A 21,400-nucleotide genomic window follows, 5' to 3' on the forward strand; every position below is an offset into this window, starting at 1 on the left:
GGCACACTATCGGCGGAGGGCACCATGGCGGATCAGCACGAAGACCACGGCACGGACCAGCGTTCAAACTCCGACGACGTGCGGTCCACGTCCTCGGTCTACCGCAGCGGCCAGGAGATCGAGTGCTGGCTGACGGACATGGACGGCGTGCTGGTCCATGAAAACCAGCCGATTCCGGGCGCCTCGGAGCTCATCCAGCGCTGGGTTGATACGTCCAAGCGGTTCCTGGTCCTGACCAACAACTCCATCTTCACGCCCAGGGACCTCGCCGCGCGGCTGAAGAGTTCCGGCCTGGAAATTCCGGAGGAGAACATCTGGACGTCGGCGCTGGCCACGGCCCAGTTCCTCAAGGACCAGGTGCGCGGTTCCGAATCCGGGAACCGCGCCTACACGATCGGCGAGGCCGGGCTCACGACGGCGCTGCATGAAGCGGGCTTCATTCTCACCGACCAGGACCCGGACTTCGTGGTGCTCGGCGAAACCCGGACCTACTCCTTCGAGGCCATCACCATGGCCATCCGCCTGATCCTCGGCGGCGCGCGCTTCATCGCCACCAACCCGGACGCCACCGGCCCCTCCAAGGACGGGCCGATGCCCGCCACCGGGGCGATCGCCGCGCTGATCACCAAGGCGACTGGCCGGGAGCCCTACATTGTGGGCAAGCCGAACCCGATGATGTTCCGCTCGGCGATGAACCAGATCGACGCGCATTCGGAGACCACCGCCATGATCGGGGACCGGATGGACACCGACATTATTGCCGGCATGGAGGCCGGCCTGCACACGGTGCTGGTGCTTAGCGGCATCACGCACCGCGATGACATCGCGGCCTACCCGTTCAGGCCCAACCAGGTCCTGAACTCGGTTGCGGACCTGAAGAACCAGATCTGAGCTCTGGTCCCCGGCCCGGCCGGGGCAGGCTAGAAGGCGGTCTTCTTGCCCCCGCCTGAGGGCAGCGGCAGAAAATCGTCCTGGAGCTCCTCGATGAGCGGCCGGTAGACACCCGGGTTCCACTGCGGGCTGGCGTGCTCCGGCCGCGCCCCGTCCGTCCGGAGCGCATCCGAGACCATGTTCGCCTTGAACCTCAGCATCCAGGTGTCCCGGGCCGTTTCGTAGCTCACGGTCTGATCCTTGGGGTTGCCGATGAAGGCCATCTTCGCGTCGCCGAGCTTTCCGACGAAGCGGTTCACATCAAAGTGGTAGATGTAGGCCGATTCGGTCTGGATCAGCACACTGGACGGCGCGATCGGCGAGAGCTGTTCCTGGGTCTGGTCCAGGATCTGGCCCCAGCTGCGTTCATGCTTGTTGAGCACCCGCTCGCCGAGTTCGTAGCCGCCGCGGATCACGGTGGGGAACCGGAAGCCGCTTTCGTAGAGGAACACCACACCGTCGAACCAGCTCTGGTCCAGGACGTCGTACCTGCTGGCCGGGCTGGAGTCGAGCAGGATGAACGCCACCTTGACGCCGTGCAGCTCCAGCAACCGGGCGGCCACCTGCACCGCGACCATGCCGCCGAAGCTGTGCCCGTAGAAGTAAAGGGTGTCAAGCCGGTGCGCGCGGACGTGTTCGATCACGGCGATCACGATCTTGTCGATTTCCAGCCCGACGTTGGAATAGCCGACGGCGGCCAGCTGGCCGCGCTTGTTCAGGGCGCCGCGCAGCGAGTTGAGGATCCACTGGGCCTCCTCCCAGCTGGTCTTGTAACCGGGGAAGAGGAACCAGCTGGCTCGGGGAAAATAGCGTTCGGCGACGTCGTCGGGCACCGTGAGGATCTTGTTGACGCGGCGCTCGGCCTGCACCCGGCGCGTAAAGAGCATGTCGGCGGCCAGGGCGGAGGCGGCACCAGCGCCGATGAGGAAGTTCCGGCGCGAGAAGCGTTCGAGTTCCGCGGCGTGCCGGAGCACGCGGGCCTCGGCGCTGCCGGGTCCGCGCCCGTCGTTCGCTTCCGTCTCACGCGGCACACCTCTACCGTAGCCACAGGGGCGCGCGGAGCAGAAACGCGGGCGGCGCGGATCGGGGGCCGCCGGTTAGGCGGGTTCGGCCTCGCGGTCGATTTCGCGCCGGGTCAGTTCGAGGGTGATGTCGTCGTAGCGGGCCAGGAGTTCCGACGGCGCCCCGCTGGCCGGGTCGTCGAGCTTGCCGAAGACGCAGTCGCTGGCGGCCAGCAGTTCGTCGTCGGAGTAGCGCGCCAGCGGCCGGGTCCCGGAGGGGTCGACGGAGGCCATAAAGTCCCCGGAGAGATCCAGCGGCTGGAAGACCTTGCCGAAGTCGCTGCCGAACATCTGCAGTTCCAGCGACACCCCGGCCGGGATGCTCACCCTGCCGGCTATTTCGTGCCGCATGGCACCGGTGTCGATGGCGTTAAGGTCGTTGCGCAGCCCGGCGAGGGCCATCGATTCGACGAACTCGGTGTTCGCGAGGTCCACGCGGACGTGGGAGGTGATGCCCATGCGGCGGATGCGCTGGATCAGCTGCATCAGGGCCGGGCGGGTAGTTTGGCTGAGGCTGCCCCGGACATCAATTCGGATGACATCTGAAGCGACATCAAGTTTGACCTGGGCATTAAGCGAGTGGTCCATAGGTACTCCAAAGAAAGTGTCTATGGCCGACGGCTCAACCTCAATCAGCGTAACTGCACGATGGGTAGGGCACAAGTCCCCGGTTTAACCGGCCGCTTGCCGTCCCGGTTCCTGGAAGTGCGTGCGGGTGGCCGAGCCACCAACGGATTCCACCAGCGAGGTGGCGATGTCGCGGAGTTTGACGTTGCCGTGGCTGGAGGCGTCCGTGAGGATCTGGACAGCCGTTTCCTGGTTGCAGCGGTTCTGGGCCATCACGATCCCGATGGCCATGTCAATGACCGTGCGGGACTCCAGGGTGGCCCGGAGGTTGGTGGCGCTGTCCGTGTGCAGCGAGAAGCGCACGGCCATGCGCAGCGCCTGGGAGATCTGCCGGGTGAAGTCGCGCGCCCGGTCCGCGACGTCGCCGTCGAACTTGTGCGGCGCGTCCGAATACAGGTTCAGCGCCGCCTGCGCTTCGCCCTGCAGGTGGAACGGCACCGACAGCACCGAGCGCAGCCCGTGCGAGGCCACGGCGGTCGCGTAGTCGGGGCCCCAGCGGTCCTCCTCGAACAGGTCCGGGACGTAGACCTCCCGTTCCTCCTGCGCCGCGGTCAGGCACGGGCCCTGCGCCAGCCGGTACTGGATCTCGTCGACTTCCTTGGCCGAGTCGCTGCTCCAGCCGATCGTCGCGGCCTTCCGGTCCCGCAGCAGGGTGATGCCGCACAGCGCGTCGTCGCCCTCGCCGGCGACCTGGTGCGCGGAAAAACGAGCGAGTTCATTGAGGAACTCTTCGAAGTCCGTGCTGTCCAGGATGAGGTTCTGGACCTGGTCGACGGTACTGACGGAGGCAGGGTATTCCTGGGGCGGGAGCATGGCGCGTTCTCCAACTATGGGTACGGGAAGTACCGATGGGGGTATTGAAAAAATGATAAGTCACCCCCATGGCACCGTCCACACGTTTCCGCCCCGGGTGAAACGCCTAGCTTAGGCCGAGTTCGTCCTTGCCGAAGGCGAACAGGTAGGGGACGCCGGCTTCGGCTTCGATCTTTTCCTTGGCCCCGGTGTCGCGGTCCACGATCACGGCGACGGCGACGACGTTGCCGCCGGCCTTGCGGACTCCCTCGACGGCGGTCAGCGCGGAACCGCCGGTGGTGGAGGTGTCCTCCAGCACCAGGACCTTTCGGCCCTCCACCGAGGGGCCTTCGACCTGGCGGCCCATGCCGTAGGACTTCTGGGCCTTGCGGACGACGAAGGCGTCCACCGGACGGCCGGCGTCGACGGCGGCGTGCATCACGGCGGTGCCCACCGGGTCCGCGCCCATGGTGAGTCCGCCGGCGCACTCGAAGTCGATCCCGGCGTCGTCCAGCAGCGACAGCATGACCTGGCCGACGAGCTTGGAGGCCTCGTGGTGCAGCGTGATGCGGCGGAGGTCGATGTAATAGTCTGCCTCGGCGCCGCTGGAAAGAATGACCTTGCCGCGCACGACGGCCAGCTCCTTGATCAGTTCCAGGAGGCGGGCACGGGCGGCAGCGGCGTCGGCTGCAAAGTCAGCGGTGGCAGTCATGGCACTTAGTTTAGTGGCAGGCCGCGCCCCGGATCCCAGTCCGGACGCCAGGTGTCGGGGCCGTTGTGGCGTCCAGGGGTGCACGGCACGGGACTTCCGGCACTGGCAACCGGGACGGGGCGGGCGTCCGATGTAAGCATGACGGCAGGAACCGAACCTTCCACCCGCTGGCCGGCGATCCGCAAGGATCCCGGCAGCTTCCGGGTCCGGCCCAACCTGGTGGACTATGAGGCGAGCCGGGCCGCGTTCTCGTGGCAGGAGGCCCGCCGGGAGCTGTCCGGGCTGCCCGACGGCCGGGGCCTCAACATCGCCTACGAGGCCGCCGACCGCCATGCCGCCGCCGGCCACGGCGCCCACGAGGCGCTGCGCTTCATCCGTGCCGACGGGAGCAGCCATTCGCTGAGCTACGCACAGCTGGCGGAGCAAAGCAGCCGGTTCGCCGCGGTGCTGCACAGCCTCGGCGTCGGACGCGGCGAGCGCGTCTTCTCCCTCGCCGGCCGCAGCCCCGCCCTGTACAGCGCCATGCTCGGCACCTTCAAAAACGCCAGCGTGTTCTGCCCCCTGTTCTCGGCCTTCGGACCGGAGCCCGTGCGGCAGCGGCTGCAGCTCGGGTCCGGCCGGGTGCTCATCACCACCAGGGCCCTGTACCGGCGGAAGGTGGCACAGCTGCGCGGCTCGCTGCCGGAGCTGCGCCACGTGCTGCTCACCGACGCCGACGGCGACCCGGAACCGGGCACCCTGGACCTGGCCGGGCTCATGCAGGCGGCCCCGGCGGACCGGGAGATCGCGGCGACCCAGCCGGAGGACATGGCCCTGCTCCACTTCACGTCCGGCACCACCGGGACGCCGAAGGGCGCCATCCACGTGCACGACGCCGTCACCGCCCACCACGCAACCGGCACCTTCGCCCTGGACCTGCACCCGGACGACATCTACTGGTGCACGGCGGATCCCGGCTGGGTGACCGGGACGTCCTACGGCGTGATCGCGCCGCTCAGCCACGGCGTGACGTGCATTGTGGACGAGGAGGAAATGGACGCGGACCGCTGGTACCGGATCCTCGCCGAACAGCGCGTCAGCGTCTGGTACACCGCGCCCACGGCCCTGCGGATGCTGATGAAAGCCGGGGCGGACCACGCCGAGGGGCACGACCTCTCCGCCCTGCGCTTCGCGGCCAGCGTCGGCGAACCGCTCAACCCGGAGGTGGTGGTGTGGGGCCAGGAAGCCTTCGGCCAGCCCGTCCACGACAACTGGTGGCAGACAGAAACCGGCGGCATCATGATTTCCAATTTCGCCGCCACCGAGATCCGGCCCGGGTCCATGGGACGGCCGCTGCCCGGCATCGAAGCCGCCCTGGTGCTGCGGGACGGCCAGGACAAGCCGGTGGTCCGGGACGGCCAGGCGGTGCTGGTGACCGAGCCGGAGACCATGGGCGAACTGGCGCTGCGGCCCGGCTGGCCCTCCATGTTCCGCGGCTACCTGCACGAGGAGGAGCGCTACCGCCGCTGCTTCGCCGGCGGCTGGTACCTCACCGGCGACCTCGCCCGGCGCGACGCCGACGGCTACTACTGGTTCGTCGGCCGGGGCGACGACGTGATCAAGTCCTCGGGCCACCTGATTGGCCCGTTCGAGGTGGAAAGCTCGCTGATGGAGCACGACGCCGTGGCCGAGGCGGGGGTGATCGGCGTCCCCGATCCGGTGGCCGGCGAGGTGGTCAAGGCCTTCGTGGAGCTGCGTCCCGGCTTCGAACCGTCCGAGGACCTCCGGCTGGAGATCATCGGCTTCGCCCGCAAGCGCCTTGGCCCGGCCGTGGCGCCCCGGCTGCTGGACTTCACGACCGCGCTGCCCAAGACCCGCAGCGGGAAAATCCTGCGGCGGCTGCTCAAGGCCCGCGAGCTGGGGCTGCCGGAAGGCGACACGTCCACCATCGAGGCGCCACCGGGGGCCGCCGCGACGTCAGAGCGGACTCCGGGAGGCACGGAATGAGCGGGCCGCTGGCGGCGCCGGCCGGTCCCCTGGATCCCGTGCACGGCCGGCACCTGCTGCTGCAGATGCTGCGGATCCGCCGGCTCGAGGAGAAATGCGTGGAGCTGTACAGCGCCGCCAAGATCCGCGGCTTCCTGCACGTCTATATCGGCGAGGAAGCGGTGGCGGCCGGGGTGCTGGAGACGCTCGCGCCGGAGGACGCCGTCGTCGCCACCTACCGGGAGCACGGCCACGCGCTGCTGCGCGGTGTGTCCGCCGGCGCGATCCTGGCCGAAATGTACGGCCACGTGCAGGGCTGCTGCCGCGGTCGCGGCGGATCCATGCACCTGTTCGACGCCGCCACCCGGTTCTACGGCGGCAACGCGATCGTCGCCGGCGGCCTGCCGCTCGCCGTCGGGCTGGCCCTCGCGGACAAGCTGGCCGGGCGGTCCCGCGTCACCGCGTGCTTCTTCGGCGAGGGCGCCGTCGCGGAGGGCGAGTTCCACGAAAGCCTCAATCTGGCCGCCCTCTGGCAGCTGCCGGTGCTGTTCTGCTGCGAGAACAACCTCTACGCGATGGGCACGGCGCTGGGCCGGTCCGAGTCGCAGACCGACATGGCGTTGAAGGCCGCCGGGTACGAGATCGCGGCCTGGGCCGTGGACGGGATGGATGTGCTGGCCGTCGAGGAGACCGCCCGCCGCGCCGTGGATGCGGTCCGGGCCGGCGGCGGCCCGCATTTCCTGGAACTGCGCACCTACCGCTTCCGGGCGCACTCGATGTTTGATCCGGAGCGGTACCGGGACAAGGCCGAGGTCGCCCGGTGGCTCGAGCGGGACCCGATCACCCTGCTGCGCGCCTCCCTGGAGGCAGCGGGCCAGCTCACGGACGCGGACTGGCAGCAGCTGCAGGCCGACGCCGAAGCGGAGGTCGCCGCCGGCGTCGAGTTTGCCGAGGCCGGCACGCCCGAGCCGCTCGAGGACCTCACCCGCTTTGTGTACAGCGAACGCAGCGGCCCGGGAACGGGGCGCGGGTCATGAAGTCCAGCTACCGGGAGGCGCTCCGGGCCGGGATCCGCGACGCGGTGCAGCGGGACGAGCGGGTGTTCCTGATGGGTGAGGACGTGGGCGCCTACGGCGGTTCCTTCGCCGTGAGCCTGGGCCTGCTGGAGGAGTTCGGTCCGGAACGGATTCGGGACACGCCGCTGTCCGAGTCCGGGTTCGTCGGTGCCGGCATCGGCGCCGCGCTGGGCGGGATGCGCCCCATTGTGGAGGTCATGACCGTCAATTTCAGCCTGCTGGCCTTGGACCAGATTGTGAACAACGCCGCGTCCCTGCTGCACATGTCCGGCGGCCAGTTCCACGTGCCGCTGGTGATCCGGATGACCACCGGCGCGGGCCGGCAGCTCGGGGCCCAGCACTCGCACAGCCTGGAGGGCTGGTACGCGCACATCCCAGGGCTGCGGATCCTCACCCCCGCCACCCTCGAGGATGCGCGCGGGATGCTCTGGACCGCGCTCGAGGACCCGGACCCGGTGCTGATCTTCGAACACGGCTCGCTCTACAACGTCCAGGGTGAACTCGCGGACGACGCCGGCGCGGTGGACATCAGCAGCGCCGCCATCCGGCGGTCCGGCGCCGACGTCTCGCTCATCACCTACGGCGGGACCCTGCCGCTGACCCTGGAGGCGGCCGAGTTGCTCGCAGGGGAGGGCATCGACGCCGAGGTGCTGGACCTGCGCACGCTCCGGCCGCTCGACGACGCCGCCATCCTCGCCTCGGTGGCCCGGACGCACCGGGCGGTGGTGGTGGACGAGGGCTGGCGGAGCGGCAGCATCTCCGCGGAAATCAGCGCCCGGATCAGCGAACACACCTTCTTCGACCTGGACGCTCCTGTGGGCCGGGTCTGCAGCGCCGAGGTGCCGATCCCCTACTCCAAACACCTCGAACTGGCTGCCCTGCCCTCCGTGGAACGAGTGGTGGCGGCGGCGCGGGAGGCGGTCGGGGCGCGTGGCTGATTTCCTGATGCCCTCGCTGGGGGCCGACATGGAGCACGGCAAAATCGTCGAGTGGCTGGTCAAGCCCGGCGACTACGTCCGCCGCGGGGACCTCGTTGCCGTGGTGGATACGGACAAGACCGTGATGGACGTCGAGTCCTTCCAGGAGGGTGTGGTCGCGGACCTCCTCGTGGGCCTCGGCGAGACCGTGCCGGTGGGGACGCCGCTGGCCCGGATCACGCAGACCCCGGCCGAGGTGGGGCCGCCGGGCCCGGAGGGGCCGCCACTCCCGGCCGCGCGTGACGCGCACGAGCCTCCGGCCGCGCCCGCCGTCAAGGCCGACACGGCTCCTCCGGCAGCGCCCGCCGGCCCGGAGCAGGCAGCGCCCCCGATCGCCCCGCCGGTCCGGCACCTGGCGCACCGCCTCGGCGTCGACACCGCACGGCTCCACGGCACCGGCAAGGACGGTGCCATCACCCGCGCCGACGTGGAACACGCGGTGGCCGCCCGGCCGCCGGCCGCCGGGCGGGTGCGGTCGGCACCGCGGGCCCGTCGGCTCGCCGCCGAGCTCGGCATCGAGCTCTCTTCCGTTCCGGGCACCGGGCCGGAGGGCGCCGTGACCGTGGAGGACGTGCAGCGCGCCGCCGCGCCCGAAGCAGCCGCTCCGGCGGAGGCCGCAGCACCGGCTGCCGGGGCGCAAGTACCGGCCGCCACCCCGCCGGCCCCCACACCGGCGGCCGAGGAGGCACCGGAGCAGCCCTCGGCGGCCCGCGAGCGCGTGGCGACCCTGCGCCGGGCAATCGGGGCGCTGATGTCCCGGTCCAAGCAGACGATCCCGCACTACTACCTCAGCACCACCCTGGACCTGCGCGCCGCCGTCGGCTGGATGCAGTCCGTCAACGCCCAGCGGCCGGTGGCGTCCCGGCTGGTCCCCTCCGCCCTGTTGCTGAAGGCGGCGGCGCTCGCGGCCAAGGACGTCCCGGAAGTCAACGGCTTTTACGTGGACGGCGCCTACCGGCCCAGTGCCGCGGTGCACCTGGGCGTCGCGGTGGCCCTGCGGCAGGGCGGCCTGGTGGCGCCGGCGATCCACGACGCCGATACCCTCGACCTCGATGTGCTGATGGAACAGTTGCGGGACGTGGTCGGCCGAGCGCGGGCCGGGCGGCTGCTGCGCGCGGAGATGGCGGACCCCACCATCACGGTGACCAATCTCGGGGACCTCGGCGTGGACAGCGTCTACGGGGTGATCTATCCGCCGCAGGTGGCCATGGTGGGGTTCGGCCGCGTCCTCGAACAGCCCTTTGCGGAGCACGGGATGCTTGGCGTGCGGGCCGCCGCGACCGCCACCCTCTCCGCCGACCACCGGGTCAGCGACGGGCTCCGCGGCGGCCGCTTCCTGGCCCGGATCGACGAACTGCTGCAAAAACCGGACGAACTGTGAAGGCGGAGACCTATGAATGAACAGGATGCCCGGGCCGCGGTCCGCGCCGCGCTCGGGCAGGTCGCCCCCGAGGTGGAGCTTGACGACGTCGTCGGCGACGCCCGGCTCCGCCAGGACCTGGACCTCGACTCGCTGGATTTCCTGCGGCTGGTGGAAACCATCGACACGGCCACCGGGGTGGACATCCCGGAGCGGGACTACCCGGTTGTTGCCACCGTCGACGGCCTGATCAGCTACCTCGCCGCGCACGGCTAAGGCGCATCCGCTGCTCCATAACGGCCGTTTTGGGGGTCCATAAGGGTGGTTTCGGAGCAGTCGACGGGTCGAGGGTTAGGGCTGCGGCCGCGGGGCGGCCCCGGTGCGGCGCGCGAACGCGGGCGCGTGTTCGGGGCGCGGTCCGAAGCCGATGAGCCGCGGCATGATTCTGCGGACCGCGGGAACACGCCGGGCCACAAAAAGAGCCGCGGCCGGAAACTTTGTTCGTTTCCCGGCCATGATGGGGCCGAAGACGGCACGGTGCATAAGCCGCTGGGCTGTCTGCACGACGACGGTGGGCGGCCGCCGTCGTCGTTCGACGCGTCGGAGGTCCGCGCTGGTGACCCGTCCCCGAAGCAGGGCGGGCGCCAGCAGCTCCGCCGCCGCCACCGCGTCCTGGACGGCGAGGTTGATGCCGACGCCGCCGGCCGGGGACATCGCGTGCGCGGCGTCGCCGATGCAGAGCAGGCCGTTGATGTGCCACGATTGCAGCCGGTCCAGGCGCACGTCGAGCCAGTGCAGGTCCTCGAGGGACCCGATGGCGTCAACACGGTCCGCGAGGTCGGGCCGGAGCGCCGCGATCCGGCGCCGGAAGCCCTCGACGCCCTCCGCGCGGATCCGGACGTCGGTGCCTTTCGGTGCGAGGTAGCCCATCTGGTAGTAGTCGGTCCGGTTCAGGCCCACCAGCGCCTCGCCGGGGCCGAACGCCGGCACCAGGCCGGCCACCTCGCCTGTTTCGCCGGGATGGCGGGGCAGCCTGAACCACCAGGTGTCGAAGGGCACCGGAAACTCCTTCGGCGCCAGTCCGGCGGCGGCACGGAGCGCGGAGTGGCGGCCGTCCGTGGCAACCACCAGGTCCGCCCGCAGTTCCTCCTGCGCACCGTCCGGTGTGCGCACGCGGACGCCGCGGACCCTGCCCCCGTCCCGGACCAGTCCGGTGGCGGCGTGGCTCATCAGCAGCGTGAACCCCGGCTCGTCCGCCCCCGCACGGGCCAGGAAGTTCAGGAAGTCCCATTGCGGCATCATGGCGATGTAGTTGTACGGCGGCGGGAGGGCGTCAAAGTCGCCCATGGTCACCGGCGGGCCGCCCGGGACGGGGAACACCACACTTTTCAGGCGGCTCTGCGGCAGCCGGCGGAACTCCTCGCCGAGGCCGAGTTCGTCGATCAGCCGGACCGTCGAGGGGTGCACGGTGTCGCCGCGGAAATCCCGCAGGAAGTCGGCATGTTTCTCCAGGACCGTCACCTGCACGCCGGCCCGGGCCAGCAGCAGGCCAAGCATCATGCCGGCCGGGCCGCCGCCCACCACCGCGCATCCGGTCTTCTCCATGGCCATACGCTACGCCTGGCCCCGAGTCCGCGGGAGGGCTTTTCGCGCCGGATCCGGATTTGCGCTGCGGTTTCGGCCGTAGGCGGCGCGGATCCGCGTAGCGCTGGTCCGGAAGCGCAGCGGCCGCCGCGAACCGCCGCGCCGACGTCGACGCCGCCCCCGGCCTGCCTGATCCGAACCGCCGCGCGGGGCAACAGTTGAGCCCGATTGACACTGCTGGCTAGGCTGTGAGGCATGCGTGAACTCCAGGCGAAGATCATCGAAGAAATGGGCGTGCAGCCCCGGATCGACCCCGCCGGGGAGGTGCGCAAACGCGTCACGTTCCTCAAGGAATACCTCAAGGCCAGCCACACCAAGGGCTTTGTCCTGGGCATCTCCGGCGGCCTGGATTCCTCCCTCGCCGGCCGGCTGGCCCAGCTGGCCGTCGAGGAACTCGACGCCGAGGGCGTGGAGGCCAACTTCGTGGCCGTGCGCCTGCCCTACGGCGTGCAGCACGATGAGGACGACGCCCAGGCGGCCCTGGACTTTGTCCGGGCTAAGACCGAGTGGACCTTCAACATCTCCGCCGCGGTGGACGGCTTTGAGGACGAGTTCGAGAAGACCGTGGGCAACGGGATCTCCGACTTTCACAAGGGCAACACGAAGGCCCGGACGCGCATGATCGCCCAGTACGCGCTGGCCGGGGAACACAACTACCTGGTGATCGGCACCGACCACGGCGCCGAGTCCGTGACCGGGTTCTTCACCAAGTTCGGCGACGGCGGGGCGGACATCCTCCCGCTGTTCGGCCTCAACAAGCGCCAGAACCGGGCCCTGCTCGCGGAGCTCGGCGCCCCGGCGCGGGTCTGGGAAAAGGTGCCGACCGCGGACCTGCTGGACCACAAGCCCGGCCGCACCGACGAGGATGAACTGGGCCTGAGCTACGACACCATCGATGACTACCTCGAGGGCCGCGACGTCCCCGACGCCGCGGCCGCGTTGATCGAGCAGAAATACCTGCGGACCCGGCATAAGCGCACCGTCCCGGTCACCATCTTTGACACCTGGTGGAAGCAGTAACCCGCCGGTAGCGGCTCCTGCCCTACACCAGACCGGTGCGCCGTGCGGTCACTTCCGGACTTCCACCGTTCCCTTCATGCCCATGAAGTCGTGCAGGGCGCAGATGTAGTCGAATTCGCCGGCCTTCGTGAACGTCACCTTGAAGCTCGTCCCCGGCGGCAGGATTCCGGAGTTCAGGTCGCCTCCGCTGAATTGGGTCGGGTCACCGAGCGGTGCAAAGAAATTGGCGGGTTCCTTGCCGAACGTGATGGTGTGCGGGGCCCCCATGCCGTCGTTGACGAACGTCACCGACTCCCCCACCTTGATTTCGATCTTCTGATGGATGAAACGCATCACCATCGAGGTGCCGTTATCCGTTCCGGCGATCACGGTGTGCTTGTCCGTCCGGTCCCGGGCGGCGTCCCACTGCCGGTGTCCGTCGCGCAGGATGGCCCGTTCCTGCTTCTCCGCCTGGTGGTCGTACTGCGACTGCCGGTACGGGTACTCGGTGCCCGCTGCCCGGACATGGACCGTGCCTTTCATGGCCATGCCGTGGACCAGGCAGTAGTAGGTGAAGTCGCCCTCGTTCGGGAACGCCAGGGTGTACTTCTTGACCTGATTGAACCCGCTGTTAGACACATTGGTCATCACGCCGGAGTTGTAATACGAGTGGCCGTCATAGTCCTTGCCGCCCACCTGGTTGACGTCCTCCGGAACCGCGGGGTTGAAGGGCTGGGTGGATTCCAGGGACTGGCCCTCGGCGAGGAACGTCACGGTGTGGATTTCAGCGGCGTTGGCCCGCCAGGTGACCTTGTCGCCCGCGTTCACGTAGATGTTTTCGGGCAGGAAGGCCATGCCTTGGATGGCCTGGTCCGAGGATTCAGACCCGACCTGGACCGTCCAGGTCCGGGCGGATTTGCCACCGTCGGCGCTGGCGGCGCCGCTGACGGCGACCGGCAGCACCAAGGCGGCGGCGAAGGCAATGAGGAGGCGCAGCAAACGCGGCGCATGGTGTATTTCAGTTTGGCGAGTCATGAGACTCATTCCTTCTTTGCTGGAGGCAAACAGCCGGGGAACCGGCTAGTCACGTGCGCCGCCGTCGCCGCTGGCGACGCCGGTTGGCTCCGGCCTGGACTGCGTCCGCCGCGCTCTTCTCCTGCTCCCAGTCCCCCAGCATCAAGGCGGGGAAGTAGTTTTTGGGCCAGACGCGCCACCCGGACTATGGAGTAGGCGCAGTGTCTGCGCATGCAGCCGCGGCTGCAGTTCCAATCGTGGCCCGCGGGCGCCGGTTTGTCGAGACGTCCCGGGTACCGGGGCGCTGACGGCTCAGTTGCCCTGGAGCTGCAGGGAGATCCGGTGCGCCTCATCCATCAGCAACCGCCCCAGGTAGTCGCGGCGGTCCGCCCGGAAGCGGGGTTCGATTCCGGTCAGGGACAGCGCCCAGGCAGGCCGGCCGCGCTGGTCAAAGACGGCGGCGCCCATCCCCCAGCTGCCTTCCAGCACCAGGCCCGGATTGACCGCGTAGCCCGCCTGCCGCGTGGCTTCCAGGTTCGACCGGACCAGCTCCTCGGTGTGGGCGGCGGCGAAGCTGCCGGCGTGGGCGGTCCAGCCGGACAGCAGTTCCTCCTGCTCCGCCGCCGGCAGGAACGCCATGATTGCGGTGCCGGCGGACGCGACGCCCAGCGGGAAACGGACGCCCTCGTGCAGCACGAAGGAACGCACCGGGAAACTGCCCTCCTCCCGGAGCAGGCACACCGTCTCGGCGCCGCGGCGGATCGAGAAGAACGCGCTCTCGCCGGTTTCCTCGGCCAGCCGCCGCAGGCTGGGCCTGGCAATGTCCTCGAGCGGGAACCGCGCCGACGCAACCGACCCCATCAACAGGATCTCCGGGCCGAGCACCCAGTTGCCGCTGTGCGCATCCTGGTCCAGCAGGCCCTCGGCGGCCAGCGACGTGAGCAGCCGGTGGGCGGTGGGCCGGGTCAGCCCGGATTCACGGACCAACTCCACGAGCGGGGAACCTTCCGGCTTCCGGCCCACGATCCTCAGCAGGGCCGCGACCCGGCTCACCACCTGGGCGCCCTGCACGGGAACAGTCATCATTTTCCTCGCGGTTTCTCGGATCCATCCAGCTGAATATCCACCTGGAAATTCCGCCCGGCATCCATATTGTGGACAGTGATCAGCCTACCGTCCACACTATAAAAACGCACCCAATTTTGGCGAATTGCGGCGTTGACAGTGCTCCACGCCACACCATAGGCTCCTTCATCAGGCAAACAGTCCACAAAGTGGATCACGGAAGCGGGCCCGGGGCAGCCCTCCGGCGACCCACAGCTCAATGAGGAGATGCAAATGTCAAAGGTGAAATCCAGCGCGGCCGCCGCGCTGCAGGACGTGCTGCGCGACGGCATGACGCTCGCCGTGGGAGGCTTCGGACTCAGCGGCATCCCGGCCGACCTGATCGAGGCCGTGCGCGATTCGGGCGTCAAGGACCTCACCGTGGTCTCGAACAACATGGGCGTCGACGGCAAGGGTCTCGGTGTACTGATCGAGGCCGGCCAGGTCCGCAAGGTCATCGCCTCCTACGTGGGCGAGAACAAGCTTTTCGCCGAGCAGTACCTCGCCGGCAAGCTGGAGGTCGAGTTCACCCCGCAGGGCACCCTCGCCGAGCGCCTCCGCGCCGGCGGCGCCGGCATCCCGGCCTTCTACACCAAGACCGGCGTGGGCACCCTCGTCGCCGAAGGAAAGCCGCTGGCGGAGTTCGACGGCGAAACGTACCTCCAGGAGCGCGCCATCAAGGCCGACGTCGCCCTGGTCCACGCGCACACCGCCGACACCGACGGCAACCTGATCTACCGCTACACCGCGCAGAACTTCAACCCGGTGGTCGCCACGGCCGGCGCCGTCACGGTCGCGGAAGCCGAAGTGATCGTCGAACCGGGCCAGCTGGACCCGAACCACATCGTCACGCCGGGCGTCTTCGTCCAGCGCCTGGTCCAGGCCAGCGACCGGGTCAAGGACATCGAGCAGCGCACGGTCCGCCCCCGCACCGAAGCGGCAGCAGCGTCCGACGCCGCCGCCGTCGCCGTCTAACCCGGCCTCAGCGCCGCAACCCCACACTTTTTCAGGAGAATCATCATGGCTTGGACCCGGAATGAAATGGCCGCCATTGCGGCCGAAGAACTCAACGACGGCGATTACGTCAACCTCGGCATCGGCATCCCCACGCTGGTCGCCAACAACCTGCGCGAGGGCGTGCGGGTGGTGCTGCAGAGCGAAAACGGCCTGCTCGGCATGGGCCCGTTCCCCTACGAGGGCGAGGAGGACGCGGACCTGATCAACGCCGGCAAGCAGACCGTCACGGTGCTGCCCGGCGGCAGCATCTTCGACTCCGCCACCTCCTTCGGCATGATCCGCGGCGGCCACGTCAAGGTCGCCATCCTCGGCGCCATGCAGGTCTCCGGCGCCGGCGACCTCGCCAACTGGACCATCCCCGGCAAGATGGTCAAAGGCATGGGCGGCGCCATGGACCTCGTCGCCGGCACCCCGCGCGTTGTGGTCCTCACCGAGCACAACGCCAAGGACGGCACCGCCAAGATCGTCAAGGAATGCACCCTGCCGCTGACCGGGCTGAGCTGTGTGGACCGGATCATCAGCGACCTCGCGGTCTTTGACCTGGTGAAGAACGAAGACTCGGGCGTCCGCCGGCTGACGCTGACCCGGCTCGCCCCCGGCGTCACGGTGGAGGAGATCCGCGAAAAGACCGAGGCGGAGTTCGACGTCGAACTCGACAATGATTCCGCCGCCCTGGAAGGAGCCACCGCGTGAGCCTCAAAGACCAGTTCGGCAAAGACGTCCTGCTCACCGGCTGGGGCCACAGCCGCTTCGGCAAGCTCACGGAGGAGACCCTCGAATCCCTGATCGTCCAGGTCGCCACGGAGGCGATCGGCAACGCCGGGATCGAACCCGGCCAGATCGACGAAATCTACCTCGGCCAGTTCAACTCCGGCATGATGCCGCTGGCGTTCCCGTCCTCGCTGGCCCTGCAGGTCTCCGAGCAGCTGGCCAACGTCCCGTCCACCCGGGTCGAGAACGCCTGTGCCTCCGGCTCGGCGGCGTTCCAGCAGGGCACCAAGTCGCTGCTGGCCGGCACGGCGAAAACCGTCCTGGTCATCGGCGCGGAGAAGATGACCCACGCCGGCGCCGACGTTGTGGGCGCGGCCCTGCTCGGCGCGGACTACGACATGGCCGGCAAGCCCTCCACCACCGGCTTCACGGGCCTCTTCGCCGAGGTCGCGAAGCACTACGGGAAGCGCTACGGGGACGCCAACGGGAAGCTTGGCGACGTCCTGGGCACGATCGCTGCCAAAAACCACCGCAACGGCGTGGACAACCCCTATGCCCAGCTCCGCAAGGACCTCGGCGAGGAGTTCTGCCAGACGGTCTCGGACAAGAACCCGATGGTCGCCGATCCGCTGCGCCGCACCGACTGCTCCCCCGTGTCCGACGGCGCCGCCGCCGTCGTGCTGAGCCTCGCCCCCACCGGCGGCGCCACCGCCCCCGTCCGGCTGGCCGGTTTCGGCCAGGCGAACGATTTCTTCCCGACCGACCTGCGCGACCCCACGGCCTTCGCCGCGACCCGCGCCTCCTGGCAGCGCGCGCTGGGCATGGCCGGCGTCGGACTGGAGGACCTGGACTTCGCCGAAGTGCACGATTGCTTCACTATCGCCGAACTGCTGATGTACGAGGCCATGGGCCTGACCGAGCCGGGCCAGGGCGCCCGAGCGCTCCAGGAAGGCTGGGTCTTCAAGGACGGCAAGCTGCCCATCAACGTCTCCGGCGGGCTCAAGGCCAAGGGCCACCCGGTCGGCGCCACCGGCGTCTCGCAGCACGTCATCGCGGCGATGCAGCTCACCGGTACCGCCGGGGACATGCAGCTGGCCACCCCGCGCCGCGCCGCGGTGCAGAACATGGGCGGCGTCGGCATCGCCAACTACGTCAGTGTGCTTGAAGCCGTCTAAAACAAACGACGCGGGGCCCGGGCTAGACTCGATTCCACCCCCATTCACCACCAGGCGAGGAGACCCCATGCGCGCCACCATCATCCACGGACCCGGCGACATCCGCGTCGAAGACCGCGACTACCCCACCGTCCAGCAGCCCACCGACGCCGTCGTCAAGGTCACCGCCGCCTGCGTCTGCGGCTCGGATCTGTGGCCGTACCGCGGGGTCAAGCCAACGCACAAGCCCTCCGCGATCGGCCATGAATTCATCGGCCTGGTGGAAAGCGTCGGCGACGCCGTGACGGAACTGGCCGTGGGCGACCTGGTCATCGCGCCGTTTGTGGTCAGTTGCGGCAAGTGCCCGCAGTGCCTCAACGGCGTCACCGTCGCCTGCGACCACCTGGCCGGCTGGGGCGGCAAGGACGACGCCGGTTTCGCGATCGACGGCGGCCAGGGCCAGGCGGTCCGTGTCCCGCTCGCCGACGCGACCCTCGTCAAGGTTCCGGGCGTTACCGATCCCGACGACGCCCTGCGCGCCAGCCTGCTGACCCTCTCCGACGTGATGGCCACCGGCCACCACGCCGCCCTCGCCGCGAAGGCCGGTCCCGGCCGGACGGTCGTGGTGGTCGGCGACGGGGCCGTGGGCCTGTGCGGCGTCCTGGCGGCCAAGCGGCTCGGCGCGGAGCGGATCATCGCCATGTCCCGGCACGCCGACCGGCAGGCGATCGCCCGCGAGTTCGGCGCCACGGACATCGTGGCCGAGCGCGGCGACGACGGCGTCGCCAAGGTCCGCGAACTGCTCGGCGGGGTGCTGGCCGATTCCGTCCTGGAATGCGTCGGCACCAAGGAATCCATGGAGCAGGCCCTGCACAGCGTCCGCCCGGGCGGCGCCATGGGCTTTGTGGGCGTGCCGACCGGCGGTGCCGAAATTCCGGTGCGCTACCTCTTCGACACCAACATCACGATCGGCGGCGGGATGGCCCCGGCCCGGACCTACATCCCGGAACTGCTGGCCGACGTGCTCAACGGCAGCATCAACCCGGGACGGGTGTTCGACGTCGTGATGCCGCTGGAGGAGGCGCCGGAGGCCTACCGGGCGATGGACGAACGGCGCGCCATCAAGGTGCTGCTCACCCCCTAGCCGCGCGGTCTTGCACAGCCGGGACGGCAGGTCTAGCGTGATGCGCATCAGCACCCCGCAGCCGTCAAGGAGCCGTCATGGCCAGGTTTGTGCAGATCATCGAATTCCAGTCGTCCCGCATCGACGAGATCGAGGCGCTCGGCCGGCCCTCGCGGACCGAGGGGGACACCGCCCCCACCTTCCGCCGGATCCTGAACACCGCGGACCGCGACCGCCCCGGCACCTACCTCACCATCGTCGAATTCGATTCATACGAGTCGGCCATGGAGAACTCGGGCCGGCCGGAAACCTCGGAGTTCGCGGCGCGGATGGCTGCCCTGTGCGATTCCCCTCCGGTGTTCCGCAACCTGGACGTCCAGTGGGAGGACGCCGGCGACGCGGCGACCGCCTAGGCGGTGAGCCATGTGCTCCGAACGGGTTGACCACGTGCCCGCCGGCCGTGTGCTGGAGGGCCTTGTCTTGGAGCTGGGCAGCACCGGGTCCGCTCCCCTGCCGCTTGTCGGCGGCAAGGCCCTGAACCTGGGCAGGCTCGCGGCCGCCGGCTTCCCCGTCCCGCGCGGCTTCTGCCTGACCACGGAGGCGTACCGGCGGGCGGCGCCGGGCGGGCTTGACGCGTTGGCGGCCCGCCTCGACACCGCCGCAACCACGGCGGGCCAGCCGGAGCCGGGCCACGCTGAGCTGGACCCCTTGGCGGCCGGCGCCCGCGAGCTGATCCGCGCCGCGGCTGTCCCGCCCGACGTCGACGCGGCGGTGCGTTCCGCCTACGCCGCCCTGGGGGCGGAGCCGGCTGTTGCGGTGCGTTCCTCCGCCACCGCCGAGGACCTGCCCTTCGCCAGCTTCGCCGGCCAGCAGGATTCGTACACCGGCGTCGTCGGCCCCGACGCTGTCATCGACGCGGTCCACCGTTGCTGGGCGTCGCTGTGGAGCGACCGGGCGGTGGCCTACCGGTCCGCCAACGGGATCAGCCACCGCGAGGTGGGGCTCGCCGTCGTCGTCCAGATCATGGTCGACGCCGCCACCGCGGGCGTGATGTTCACCGCCAACCCGGTGACCGGCACACGGACCGAGACGGTGATCAACGCCAGCCCCGGGGCTGGCCAGGCCGTTGTGTCCGGGGCAGTGAATCCGGACCAGTTCACCGTGGACACCGCGACGGCGACGGTCCTGGCCAGGGTGCCGGGCGATGACGATCCCGCACGCGGCTGGAGCCTGGCGGACGCCGAGCTCACCGAGCTGGTCCGCCTCGGCGACGCCGTCCAGCGCCTCTTTGGCGCGCCGCAGGATATCGAGTGGGTTTTCGACGCCGAGGGCAAGGCCTGGCTGACGCAGTCCCGGCCGATCACCACGCTGTACCCGCTGGCGGATCCGTTCTCCGGCGACCCGTCCGCCCTCAACCCGGATCCCGCCGGTGGGACCCGCGTCTACCTGTGCGGAACCCTGCTCCAGGGGCTGACCCGCCCGATCACACCGATCGGGCTCGCGGCGCTCGGGCTGATGCGGAACAGCAAGGGATTCTGGCGCTACGTGAACCCCGGGCTGAGGATGTACGTGGACCTGACGGCGGTGGTGCAAAACAAGTGGGGCCGCCGCTACCTGGAGCGGATACTCCCGCTGGCGGACGGCCGATCGGCCGCGGTATTTCCGGAACTGCTGGCCGATCCGCGGTTCGCACTCAGGGAGCGCCCCCGGAAGACCGGCCCCAGGCCCGCCCGGCCGGTCGGCGGCCCGGGGGCCCGGGGCACCGAGGCAAGTGCCAGCCTGGCCATGGTCCTCGGCCTGATCCCGGCTCTCATTAAGGCCGCGGTCCGGCCAGCGGCGGAACTCCGCCGGGCCGAGGCTTACGGCGAACGCCTTGAAGCGGAGCTGGTGCTGGCCGAGCCGGCATCCGCCCCACAGCGGCTCGACTACGCCCAACAGATCGCGAACCGGACCGTCGACGGGCTGATCCGCGCCACCCTGCCCGGGCCCTCCGTGGGGTACATCATGCTGGCCGTCGCCCGGCGGCTGCTGCGCGGCATCGCCCCGCCGCGCGAGCTGGAGGCGGTGCTGCGCGGGCTGCCGCACAATGTGACCACCGAGATGGACCTGGAACTCTGGCAACTGGCGGTGGGCATCGGCGCCGACCCCGTGTCGCGGGACGTCTTCCTGGCGCAGGACCCGGCCCGGCTCGCGGCGGCGTACCGCGCGGGCTCCCTTCCAGGGCCGGCGCAGGCCGGAGTCCGGGACTTCCTGGCCCGGTACGGCCACCGGGCCGTGGCCGAGATCGATCTGGGCATGCCGCGCTGGTCGGAGGAGCCGGACCACATCCTCGGAATGATCTCCAATTACCTGCGCGTCGAGGACCCGGAACAGGCGCCGGACCGGCAGTTCCGGCGGGCCGCCGAGCATGCCGAGGAGAGGATCCGCAGCCTGGTGGAGCGCGCCGGGGCCCGCGGCCGGTGGCGGGCCCGGGCGCTCGAGCTGTGCCTGCGCCGGGTCCGGGAACTGTCCGGCCTGCGTGAGCTGCCCAAGTTCCACATCGTCAAGGTCCTCGGCGAAATGCACCGCCAGCTGTTGCTGGTCGGCGAAGAGCTGGTGCGCGCCGGCGTCGTCGCGGCAAAGGAAGACGTGTTTTTCCTGGACTTCGCCGAGCTTCGGGTAGGACTGCGCGGCGCCCGGATGCAGGACCTCGTAGCGAGCCGCCGCCGCTTGTACGACGTCGAGCTGCGCCGCCGCCACATCCCGCGAGTGCTCCTCTCGGACGGGACCGACGTCGAGGCCGCGGTCATGGCCAAGGCACCGCCCACCGGCGCCCTGGCCGGGACGCCCGCCTCTGCCGGCACCGCCACGGGCACCGTGCGGGTCATCCTTGACCCGGTGGGCGCCCGCCTTGAACCCGGCGAAATTTTGGTGGCACCCTCGACCGACCCCGGCTGGACCCCGCTCTTTATGACGGCGGGCGCCCTGGTGATGGAAATGGGCGGCGTCATCTCGCACGGGGCTGTCGTCGCCCGCGAGTACGGGATTCCGGCCGTGGTGGGCGTGCCGGATGCCACCACCAGGCTGCACACCGGCCAGCGCGTCACCGTGGACGGCGCCGCCGGCACCGTGCGGGAGCTGCCCGACTGAACACC

General features: G+C 69.8%; 20 protein-coding genes. 13 read left to right on the forward strand and 7 right to left on the reverse strand.

The annotated features are described in order from the left end of the window. Positions 1-24: 24 nt before the first annotated feature. A complete protein-coding gene (locus AC6I9V_RS06535; RefSeq protein ID WP_349413558.1) occupies positions 25-891 on the forward strand; it encodes an HAD-IIA family hydrolase in 867 nt (288 codons plus the stop codon). A gap of 29 nt (positions 892-920) precedes the next feature. On the opposite strand, the gene AC6I9V_RS06540 is transcribed toward AC6I9V_RS06535, so the two are convergent. From AC6I9V_RS06540 to pyrE, 4 genes are all read right to left on the reverse strand, one after another. Further along, positions 921-1,961: a thioesterase domain-containing protein gene (locus tag AC6I9V_RS06540; protein ID WP_497898776.1), complete on the reverse strand. Its 1,041-nt coding sequence runs from the start codon at positions 1,959-1,961 to the stop codon at positions 921-923. 66 nt (positions 1,962-2,027) lie between these two features. Further along, the gene (locus AC6I9V_RS06545) at positions 2,028-2,579 is read right to left on the reverse strand and encodes a hypothetical protein (protein ID WP_349413556.1); all 552 of its coding nucleotides are present in this window, start codon (positions 2,577-2,579) and stop codon (positions 2,028-2,030) included. Between the two features lie 84 nt (positions 2,580-2,663). Further along, entirely contained in the window at positions 2,664-3,431 is a 768-nt protein-coding gene (locus AC6I9V_RS06550) for a GAF and ANTAR domain-containing protein (RefSeq protein ID WP_349413555.1), read from the reverse strand. Between the two features lie 106 nt (positions 3,432-3,537). Beyond that, entirely contained in the window at positions 3,538-4,122 is a 585-nt protein-coding gene (gene pyrE, locus AC6I9V_RS06555) for an orotate phosphoribosyltransferase (protein ID WP_349413553.1), read from the reverse strand. A 138-nt stretch (positions 4,123-4,260) separates the two neighbouring features. Here pyrE and acsA point away from each other — a divergent pair, with 138 nt between their 5' ends. From acsA to AC6I9V_RS06580, 5 genes are read left to right on the forward strand one after another with little or no spacing between them, the layout of a single operon-like run. Continuing rightward, positions 4,261-6,108 (forward strand): acetate--CoA ligase, encoded by a 1,848-nt coding sequence (acsA, locus tag AC6I9V_RS06560; protein ID WP_349413552.1) that lies wholly within the window; start codon positions 4,261-4,263, stop codon positions 6,106-6,108. After that, the gene (gene pdhA, locus AC6I9V_RS06565; protein ID WP_349413551.1) at positions 6,105-7,124 is read left to right on the forward strand and encodes a pyruvate dehydrogenase (acetyl-transferring) E1 component subunit alpha; all 1,020 of its coding nucleotides are present in this window, start codon (positions 6,105-6,107) and stop codon (positions 7,122-7,124) included. Before acsA ends, pdhA begins: the two co-directional genes overlap by 4 nt. Beyond that, the gene (locus tag AC6I9V_RS06570) at positions 7,121-8,101 is read left to right on the forward strand and encodes an alpha-ketoacid dehydrogenase subunit beta (RefSeq protein ID WP_349413550.1); all 981 of its coding nucleotides are present in this window, start codon (positions 7,121-7,123) and stop codon (positions 8,099-8,101) included. The genes pdhA and AC6I9V_RS06570 overlap by 4 nt, the downstream gene beginning before the upstream one ends. Beyond that, positions 8,094-9,521 carry a dihydrolipoamide acetyltransferase family protein gene (locus AC6I9V_RS06575; protein WP_497898777.1) on the forward strand — a complete coding sequence of 476 codons (1,428 nt, stop codon included), beginning with the start codon at positions 8,094-8,096 and terminating at the stop codon, positions 9,519-9,521. The genes AC6I9V_RS06570 and AC6I9V_RS06575 overlap by 8 nt, the downstream gene beginning before the upstream one ends. Before the next feature lie 12 nt (positions 9,522-9,533). Next, positions 9,534-9,776: a phosphopantetheine-binding protein gene (locus AC6I9V_RS06580; protein WP_497898778.1), complete on the forward strand. Its 243-nt coding sequence runs from the start codon at positions 9,534-9,536 to the stop codon at positions 9,774-9,776. Positions 9,777-9,851: 75 nt separating this feature from the next. Here AC6I9V_RS06580 and AC6I9V_RS06585 read toward each other — a convergent pair whose 3' ends face one another. Beyond that, positions 9,852-11,105, reverse strand: a complete 1,254-nt coding sequence (locus AC6I9V_RS06585) for an FAD-dependent oxidoreductase (protein WP_497898779.1) — start codon at positions 11,103-11,105, stop codon at positions 9,852-9,854. 234 nt (positions 11,106-11,339) lie between these two features. On the opposite strand from AC6I9V_RS06585, the gene nadE reads away from it, so the two are divergent. Next, positions 11,340-12,164 carry an NAD(+) synthase gene (nadE, locus tag AC6I9V_RS06590; protein ID WP_349413291.1) on the forward strand — a complete coding sequence of 275 codons (825 nt, stop codon included), beginning with the start codon at positions 11,340-11,342 and terminating at the stop codon, positions 12,162-12,164. A 48-nt stretch (positions 12,165-12,212) separates the two neighbouring features. On the opposite strand, the gene AC6I9V_RS06595 is transcribed toward nadE, so the two are convergent. Beyond that, positions 12,213-13,178 carry a plastocyanin/azurin family copper-binding protein gene (locus tag AC6I9V_RS06595; protein ID WP_497898780.1) on the reverse strand — a complete coding sequence of 322 codons (966 nt, stop codon included), beginning with the start codon at positions 13,176-13,178 and terminating at the stop codon, positions 12,213-12,215. A gap of 291 nt (positions 13,179-13,469) precedes the next feature. Next, positions 13,470-14,243 (reverse strand): IclR family transcriptional regulator, encoded by a 774-nt coding sequence (locus AC6I9V_RS06600; RefSeq protein ID WP_497898781.1) that lies wholly within the window; start codon positions 14,241-14,243, stop codon positions 13,470-13,472. A 252-nt stretch (positions 14,244-14,495) separates the two neighbouring features. Here AC6I9V_RS06600 and AC6I9V_RS06605 point away from each other — a divergent pair, with 252 nt between their 5' ends. From AC6I9V_RS06605 to AC6I9V_RS06630, 6 genes are all read left to right on the forward strand, one after another. Then, positions 14,496-15,236, forward strand: a complete 741-nt coding sequence (locus AC6I9V_RS06605; protein ID WP_349413288.1) for a CoA transferase subunit A — start codon at positions 14,496-14,498, stop codon at positions 15,234-15,236. A 45-nt stretch (positions 15,237-15,281) separates the two neighbouring features. Next, positions 15,282-15,971 carry a CoA transferase subunit B gene (locus AC6I9V_RS06610; RefSeq protein WP_497898782.1) on the forward strand — a complete coding sequence of 230 codons (690 nt, stop codon included), beginning with the start codon at positions 15,282-15,284 and terminating at the stop codon, positions 15,969-15,971. Then, positions 15,968-17,164 (forward strand): acetyl-CoA acetyltransferase, encoded by a 1,197-nt coding sequence (locus AC6I9V_RS06615; protein ID WP_497898783.1) that lies wholly within the window; start codon positions 15,968-15,970, stop codon positions 17,162-17,164. The genes AC6I9V_RS06610 and AC6I9V_RS06615 overlap by 4 nt, the downstream gene beginning before the upstream one ends. Positions 17,165-17,231: 67 nt before the next feature. After that, positions 17,232-18,287: a zinc-dependent alcohol dehydrogenase family protein gene (locus AC6I9V_RS06620; protein WP_497898784.1), complete on the forward strand. Its 1,056-nt coding sequence runs from the start codon at positions 17,232-17,234 to the stop codon at positions 18,285-18,287. Between the two features lie 77 nt (positions 18,288-18,364). Beyond that, positions 18,365-18,679: a hypothetical protein gene (locus AC6I9V_RS06625; protein ID WP_146335934.1), complete on the forward strand. Its 315-nt coding sequence runs from the start codon at positions 18,365-18,367 to the stop codon at positions 18,677-18,679. Positions 18,680-18,689: 10 nt separating this feature from the next. After that, positions 18,690-21,395 (forward strand): PEP/pyruvate-binding domain-containing protein, encoded by a 2,706-nt coding sequence (locus AC6I9V_RS06630; RefSeq protein ID WP_497898785.1) that lies wholly within the window; start codon positions 18,690-18,692, stop codon positions 21,393-21,395. Positions 21,396-21,400: the final 5 nt, after the last annotated feature.

The organism is Arthrobacter sp. SlRoot2-15, from assembly GCF_059739345.1.